We start from the raw sequence: 7,630 nt of genomic DNA on the forward strand, positions 1-7,630 counted from the left end.
CATATAAATAACCATGATCCGTAACTATTTCAAAATCGCGTTCAGACATTTGAACCGCAATAAAGCTTATGCAATCCTCAACGTGTCAGGTTTGACGTTAGGCATGACCTGCGGCTTGCTTATTTTTTTGTTGGTCAAATATCATCTGGGCTTTGACAATTTTCACGCGAATGCAGACCGCATTTACCGCATTGTCACCGAGCAGCACCGCGATAATATTTCCTACACGGCCGGTGTGCCGAGCCCATTGGGAAAGGCGTTTCGAAACGATTACACCTTTGCAGAAAAAGTGGCGCGCATTGCTACTTTTGAAGAGATGCTGGTGACTGTCAAGCAGGGAAAAGAGGTCAAAAAGTTTAGCGAGCCGGAAGGCGTTGCGTTTGCGGAGGAAGAGTTTTTTCAAATTTTCAATTATCCGCTGATCGAAGGTGACATTCATACAGCTTTAAAAGAGCCGAACACGGGCATTATCACAGAACGTTTGGCAAAAAAATACTTTGGCAATCAAAATCCGGTCAACCAGACTTTCCGCTTTGAAAACAAAATTGACGTTACGGTCAAAGGTGTTTTGAAGGATTTGCCTGTAAACACAGATCGAAGGACAGAAATATATGTATCCTATAATACGCTGAAACAATATAATGAATGGCTGGGCGGTGAAGATGCGTGGGGCGGCATTCAGAGCTCGATGAATTGTTATGCTTTGCTTCGGCCGGGTGTTTCGGTGAGTGAAGTGGAGAAGGTTTTTCCTGCTTATGTTAAAAAATACCGGCCCACAAGCAAGAATGTGCACCATTACAAGTTGCAGCCGCTGGCCGATGTGCACTTTGATGCGCGATATGGAGGCGCAATGGAGAAAAAAAATCTCTGGGTGCTGTCCATGATCGGGCTTTTTCTGATTGTTACAGCTTGTGTTAATTTCATCAATCTGGCTACGGCCCAGGCATTAAAGCTTTCCAAAGAAGTGGGCGTGAGAAAAGTGCTGGGCAGTCTGCGTGGGCAATTATTCTGGCAATTTATCGCACAAACCAGTCTCATTACGCTGATTGCAAGCGCCTTTGCACTGGTGTTAACTGCGCTTGCATTGCCTTATGTCAATGCATTGTTTTCATCCCAAATCAGCATTAATTTGTTTTCTAACTGGCAATTGTGGCTTTTTTTACTAGGCGTGATCCTGATCGTGACTTTCCTTTCGGGCTCTTATCCGGGAATGATCCTCGCACGTTTTCAGCCGGTTACGGCGCTGAAAGGCAAATTGTCGCAGCAGCATATTGGCGGTTTCAACACACGCAGGGCTTTGATCGTGACACAATTTGCCATTTCCCAAATCCTGATCATCGGCATGATCGTGATTGCGCGGCAAATGAATTTCGCCCAGCAATCAGACCTGGGTTTTAATAAAGATGCGATTGTCATGGTGCCGATCGTGTCGTCGCCCGAACAGGCCAAGACGGTTAAGGAAAAATTAAGGCAGATTGCGGGGGTTCAAAATGTTTCCCTTTGCTTTTCGGCTCCATCTTCTCAAAGTAACTGGGGTGCAACGCCATTTTATGACAACCGCTCGGAGGAAGAAGCGTTCCGCATTTCAATGCGCGCAGCGGATAACGATTATCTTTCCACATTCGACCTCAAACTGGTGGCCGGCCGAAACCTGTTTCCTTCCGATACAACCAAGGAATTTTTGGTAAACGAGACATTGGCAAAAAAGCTTAACCTGGCTTCTCCTTTGGAAATGTTGGGCAAAAATCTGCGGGTTAACGGCACCATGACCGGCCCGATCGTCGGCATTGTTAAAGACTTTCATGACCAGTCTTTTCACGAAGAAATCAGCGCCGTTTGCATTCCTTCTGCAAGTGACAATTACAATAGTTATGCGGTCAAAATCAATACAAACAACGTCCCGGCAACGTTGGCCTCCATTGAAAAAACATGGAGTGAAATGCATCCGGACCAACTTTATGAATATGAATTTCTGGACGAACAAGTTGCTGCTTTTTACGAAACAGAGTCTCTAATGTTCAGTCTTATTCAGGCATTTTCCGTCATTGCAATCTTCATCGGCTGTCTTGGTCTGTATGGATTGGTGTCGTTTATGGCTGCGCAAAAAACCAAGGAAATTGGCATCCGGAAAGTGCTGGGCAGCAACATTCCACAGATCTTATGGATTTTCGGAAAAGAATTCAGCACGTTGATCCTAATTTCGTTTGCAATTGCGTCACCTCTCGCCTGGTGGGCGATGAACCATTGGCTGCAAGGCTTTCAATTCCACATTGAAATCGGCGCATGGATTTTCCTGACAGCCGTTGGAGCAACATTTGTTATTGCCACGTTAACAGTAGTTTTTCAGGCAAGCAGAGCCGCACTTCTGGATCCGGTGAAGGCTTTAAAGAGTGAATAGACACAAGTTTTATGCTCAGAAATTATATAAAAATTGCCTTTCGTAGCCTTGTTAAAAATAAAGGTTATTCCGCGATAAACATTGGCGGACTGGCCATAGGCATGGCGGCTGCTATGCTGATCGGTCTGTGGGTTTATGATGAATTGTCATTCAATAAATATCATCAAAACTATGACCGCATTGCGCAGCTGATGCAACAGCAGACGCTCGACGGAGAGGTTATTACCGGCAGTAATGTGCCCATTCCGCTCGCTGCGGAGCTCAAAAACAGCTTTCCCGGAGATTTCGATAATGTAGTGCTTTCGTCATGGACTACGCGACATATCCTGGCTTACGAAGAAGAGAAATTTATCAAGCCGGGCAATTTTATGTCACCCGAAGCGGCCGAAATGCTTTCTTTACAAATGGTGCGGGGATCGCGGGCTGGTTTGAAAGAACCAGGTTCTGTGTTGCTTTCTGAATCCGTTGCGAATGCTTTTTTTGGCAATACTAATCCGCTTAACAAGGTGATTAAGCTCGATAATGAGTCAAATGTGAAGGTTGCGGGCGTTTATAAAGACTTTCCTTATAACTCAGAGTTCAAAGAAGTGCGTTTCATAGCGCCGTGGGATTTATATGTTGCTTCGACGGACTGGGTTAAAGATGCGCAGGACAATGGCGATTGGAGCAGCAGCTCCTTTCAAATTTATGCGCAGTTGTCTGAAAGTGCTGATATGCAGGATGTTACCTCAAAAATTGGAAACATTAAGGCGAGAAAGGCGGACAAAAATGAGCTCCGGTTCAAGCCAGAAATCTTACTTCATCCAATGAGCCGCTGGCACTTGTATTCCGATTGGAAAAATGGCGTCAATGCGGGTGGAAGGATTCAATTTGTATGGCTTTTTAGCATTATAGGAGTGTTTGTGCTGTTTTTGGCTTGCATTAATTTCATGAACCTCAGCACCGCACGGTCGGAAAAGCGTGCGAAGGAAGTAGGGATACGGAAGGCAATCGGCTCGTTAAGGAGGCAATTGATCGCGCAGTTTTTCAGTGAATCATTTCTGGTAGTTCTGCTGGCGCTTGTTATTTCGTTGCTAATTGTCCAAGTAGTGCTGCCATTTTTCAATAGGATGGCTGATAAGGAAATGGTTATGCTTTGGTCAGATCCGATTTTCTGGGCTGTTGTAATTTCTTTCAGCACTGTAACCGGCCTAATTTCAGGCAGTTATCCGGCGTTTTATTTGTCTTCTTTCCAACCTATAAAAACACTTAAAGGCAGCGGTGCACGCCTTGGATTAGTGGCTGTTTTGCCAAGAAAAGTGTTGGTTGTGCTTCAATTCACGGTGTCCATCACGCTGATAATCGGCACAATTGTCGTTTACAGGCAGATTTTACATGCCAAAAATCGACCCATTGGTTATAATCGCGAAAATCTGGTGACCATTCATGTCAACACGCCCGACATTCACAATCATTTTGAGGCTGTGCAGCATGATCTGGTAAAATCGGGCACCATTACCGCTATGGCCGAGTCCATGGGGCCGCCGACCGAGGTGAGATCAGCCAATGTTGGATTTGATTGGAAAGGCAAAGATCCCGACCTCGAAGCAGAATTCGCCACCATTGGCATTTCGCACGACTTTGGCAAAACACTTGACTGGGATTTCGTTGCGGGACGGGATTTTTCGAGAAGTTTTTCAACCGACTCTTCGGGATTTATATTGAACGAAACGGCTGTAAAGTTCATGGGGCTGGATCGCCCGAATGTTGAGGCTGCCATTGGTGAAACAGTCATATGGGAAGGTAGAAGTTTCCGAATCCTGGGCGTGGTGAAGGATATGATCATGGAATCGCCATACGAACCGGTGCGGCAAACGATTTTTTTCATTCGTCCCCGCACAGGTGATTTTGTCACAATTCGAATCAATCCTGCCAGGGAAACACAGCAGGCTTTAAAAAATATCGAAGCCGTTTTTAAGCGATATAGTCCGGATGCACCATTCAATTACGATTTTGTGGATCAGGAATACAATTTCAAGTTCGAGTCCGAAGAACGCATTAGTAACCTGGCCTCAGCATTTGCCTCGCTCGCCATCCTGATCAGTTGTCTGGGACTTTTCGGTCTGGCATCTTTCATGGCCGAGCAGCGAACCAAGGAAATCGGTGTCCGCAAAGTGCTTGGCGCATCCATTCTGAACCTTTGGAGCCTTCTCTCATTAGAATTTGTTTCCCTGGTTCTTATTTCCTGCCTGCTTTCCGCGCCCATCGCCTGGTACACAATGAACAATTGGCTCAATAATTACAAATATCACACAGCGATTTCCTGGTGGATTTTCGTCACCGCAGGGCTAAGCGTTCTGATCATTACATTGTTTACAGTCAGTTATCAGGCCATAAAAGCGGCCATGCTGAATCCGGTGAAGAGTTTGAAGAGTGAGTAGAATGCAATTCCATCGAATTCGGGAGAATTAAAATGAACACATTGAGTCGTCCTAGAATAGGTTGACATAATGACAATAGTCCCAGTTGTATGAGCGGCTGGGGATTTTTGTTTGTAAAAATGTTCAGGTGTTTATGATAAGTGTGTCTTGTAATTGTTTTAAAGATAGACAGCTTTTTGACAAGTTGAACTGCCCCTGTTTTTCGATGGCAAAGTAACGTCCAAGTCCAAATTCCTCCTCATTGTTTTATTCACGCGTTCTGCCAATGCATTTTCATAAGGATCTGAGTTTTCGGTCATACTTATGCAGATGTCGTTTGCGTTGGCAATGCTAGTATTCTCCGCGCTATAATACTGTAAAGCTTTATCCGACTCAGTCGCCGAAGCGATGGTGAATTAGCATAGCATTGACCTTTGAGTCTTCTCTCATAGTCCCTAGTTCCTATTTTTCCATAGGTTAGCACTGGTGAGCCCCGAATGATTTTGAACTTTGCATTGAAGGACTAGGTAGAAGTGTTGGTGCTCCGGTTATCAAAATAAGTTGACAATATTATTATAGTGGTTCTCGATTGATCTGGCGAAAGTGTTGAATGATTTAAATCCCGACTGTCTGACCTTCTCATGCCACTTAGCCAGCCTGGCCAACCATATATCTTTTCCGCTGTGTTTGTAACGATGCTACTTAGCTCTAATCGCGCGGCGAGCCGTGCCCCAGTTGCTTATGCCCTTGTAGGGTCTGGGAAACGCTCAAAGAGCAGTTGAGCCCTTTCTCTCTGGCTATCTGTCCAGGTATGGGGCTTTCTATGCAATGTATCTAGCCCGTGCCAATAGTTGGTTATTATATCGCGATTGGTCAATATTTGCGGCTAATATTAAGTCCGGGACACTTTGCCTGCTCAATAGCATCGTTGTCTAAATCCGGGGCTTCCTAGCGGTGTCTGATATGGATTTCCTGCAACGCTTTAATCGCCAACCTTTGTACGTGAAAACGGCCAATAACGCACACCACCATGGAAAGCATCGTTTGCGATCATACCGCAGCAGACCGCTCATACCGCCAGTCAAGTTCATTTCAATCACTTTTCTTACGCATGGGCTCTGGAATTCTGCGAATAACCTGATTCATCGTTTCTACCTATTTATCAGTAACAATGGCACTATACTTCCGCAGCGGCGGCCGCCCCGCCACCTTAGGTTGCTCTGTTTGCAAGAATCCATAAAATTCACCACCAGAGAAGCTAGTCTCGTCAATAGATAGGTTAAAGCCTATGTCCCAGAAACAATAGCCATTTTTTGCAAGTCCTCGCTGGCTGCAACCTTTGAATCCATCCTGAAAACCACTGTTGCTTCGGCGATCCGAATTGGCGTAGCAGGCCCCTAATTAACACCGTAAAATCTCGCAACGTCCAGGCACTACTCGGGTCGCTATCGACTAATATGCCCCAGGTGGTCAGGTTCTAAGAAATTCGCGATCTCACTGGTCATCCGCATTTCACTAGTAACCTCCAGTCAAGTCTATATAAACTACTTTCTACGCCTTAGTGTTAAGCCATCTGCAGGGTTTGATGTGAAGAACCCTTATGCCTTCTTATTGGAAAATCTTGCACAGTAATTGTAGGAAAAGCCCTTGGATAGCAGCTTTTTCCTCTCTGGATCATTCCCACCCGCATTTACTTATTGATATGCACATGGAAGACTGCATCGTGATGGTCACTGGATGTTAGCTTGAAATTTTTAAGGATAAACTGAGGTAACAGGAACTGAATGATGGGCAAGAAAGTCTCCAAAACGAAAAGGTTTGAATAAAAACACAGACGTAAAAAGCCCTATGCGCTCCACAAGTTTTTGATTTGATCCATAAACACTGAATGATAGTCAAGAAACTTTCCAAAACGAACTGGTTTGATTAAAAACACAAACCTAGAAAGATACAACACACTCCACAAGTTTATAACTTGATCCGTGAACACTGGTTAATGGGCACAAAAAAAGACCATCCTTTTGAGATGGTCTTTCGTATTTAATGGTATTGTGGCGACTACCTACTTTACCAGGTTTGATCCAAGTATCATCGGCGGTTCTGGGCTTAACTTCTCTGTTCGGGATGGGAAGAGGTGAACACCAGGCCAATAGTCACCAACAAGCTCTTTGAGTTAGAGTTCAGAGTTTAAGAGTTAAAAGTCTTATGAGTAATCTTACTCATGAACTTTGTACTCTTGCACTTTTTACTCTTTTCATGTCATATTGGAAGTAGAAGAGATCAAGATTGTTAAGATGTTAATGTGCAAGCTCTTGGGTAATTAGTACTGCTCAGCTGAATGTATTTCTACACGTACACTTGCAGCCTATCAACGTCGTAGTCTACAACGACCCTTATGTGGAAGATTCATCTTCGGGCTAGTTTCGCACTTAGATGCTTTCAGCGCTTATCTATTCCCCACATAGCTACCCGGCCATGCCACTGGCGTGACAACCGGTTCACCAGCGGTGGGTCCACCTCGGTCCTCTCGTACTAAAGGCAGCCCCCGTCAATCTTCCTACGCCCACCACAGATAGGGACCGAACTGTCTCACGACGTTCTGAACCCAGCTCGCGTGCCACTTTAATCGGCGAACAGCCGAACCCTTGGGACCTTCTCCAGCCCCAGGATGTGACGAGCCGACATCGAGGTGCCAAACCTCCCCGTCGATGTGAGCTCTTGGGGGAGATAGCCTGTTATCCCGGCGTACCTTTATCCTTTGAGCGATGGCCCTTCCATACAGAACCACCGGATCACTATACCCTGGTTTCCCACCTGCTCGACCCGTCGGTCT

At 45.4% G+C, this 7,630-nt stretch carries 3 protein-coding genes and 2 rRNA genes (1 of these 5 only partly in view); 2 read left to right on the forward strand and 3 right to left on the reverse strand.

Annotation, left to right across the window (positions count from 1 at the left end; all coding sequences use genetic code 11):
* Positions 1–13: 13 nt before the first annotated feature.
* Both MUK70_RS23530 and MUK70_RS23535 read left to right on the forward strand, forming a co-directional pair.
* A complete protein-coding gene (locus MUK70_RS23530; RefSeq protein WP_234655361.1) occupies positions 14–2,398 on the forward strand; it encodes an ABC transporter permease in 2,385 nt (794 codons plus the stop codon).
* 11 nt (positions 2,399–2,409) lie between these two features.
* Positions 2,410–4,818, forward strand: coding sequence for an ABC transporter permease (locus MUK70_RS23535; RefSeq protein WP_234655362.1), 2,409 nt, complete (start codon positions 2,410–2,412; stop codon positions 4,816–4,818).
* Positions 4,819–5,348: 530 nt separating this feature from the next.
* Here MUK70_RS23535 and MUK70_RS31220 read toward each other — a convergent pair.
* The 3 genes from MUK70_RS31220 to MUK70_RS23545 all read right to left on the reverse strand — a co-directional run.
* Complete coding sequence (locus MUK70_RS31220; RefSeq protein ID WP_374759711.1) at positions 5,349–5,462, reverse strand: transposase; 114 nt, start codon at positions 5,460–5,462, stop codon at positions 5,349–5,351.
* A gap of 1,384 nt (positions 5,463–6,846) precedes the next feature.
* Positions 6,847–6,958: ribosomal RNA gene (gene rrf, locus MUK70_RS23540) — 5S ribosomal RNA — on the reverse strand.
* A gap of 139 nt (positions 6,959–7,097) precedes the next feature.
* Positions 7,098–7,630 (reverse strand): 23S ribosomal RNA (locus MUK70_RS23545); it runs 2,276 nt beyond the window's last position.

The organism is Dyadobacter chenwenxiniae, from assembly GCF_022869785.1.
Lineage (GTDB): Bacteria > Bacteroidota > Bacteroidia > Cytophagales > Spirosomataceae > Dyadobacter > Dyadobacter chenwenxiniae.

Excerpts from the sequence above, each read along its gene's own strand:
- MUK70_RS23530 (WP_234655361.1), top strand. The coding sequence starts at position 14 with ATGATCCGTAACTATTTCAAAATCGCGTTCAGACATTTGAACCGCAAT.
- MUK70_RS23535 (WP_234655362.1), top strand. The coding sequence starts at position 2,410 with ATGCTCAGAAATTATATAAAAATTGCCTTTCGTAGCCTTGTTAAAAAT.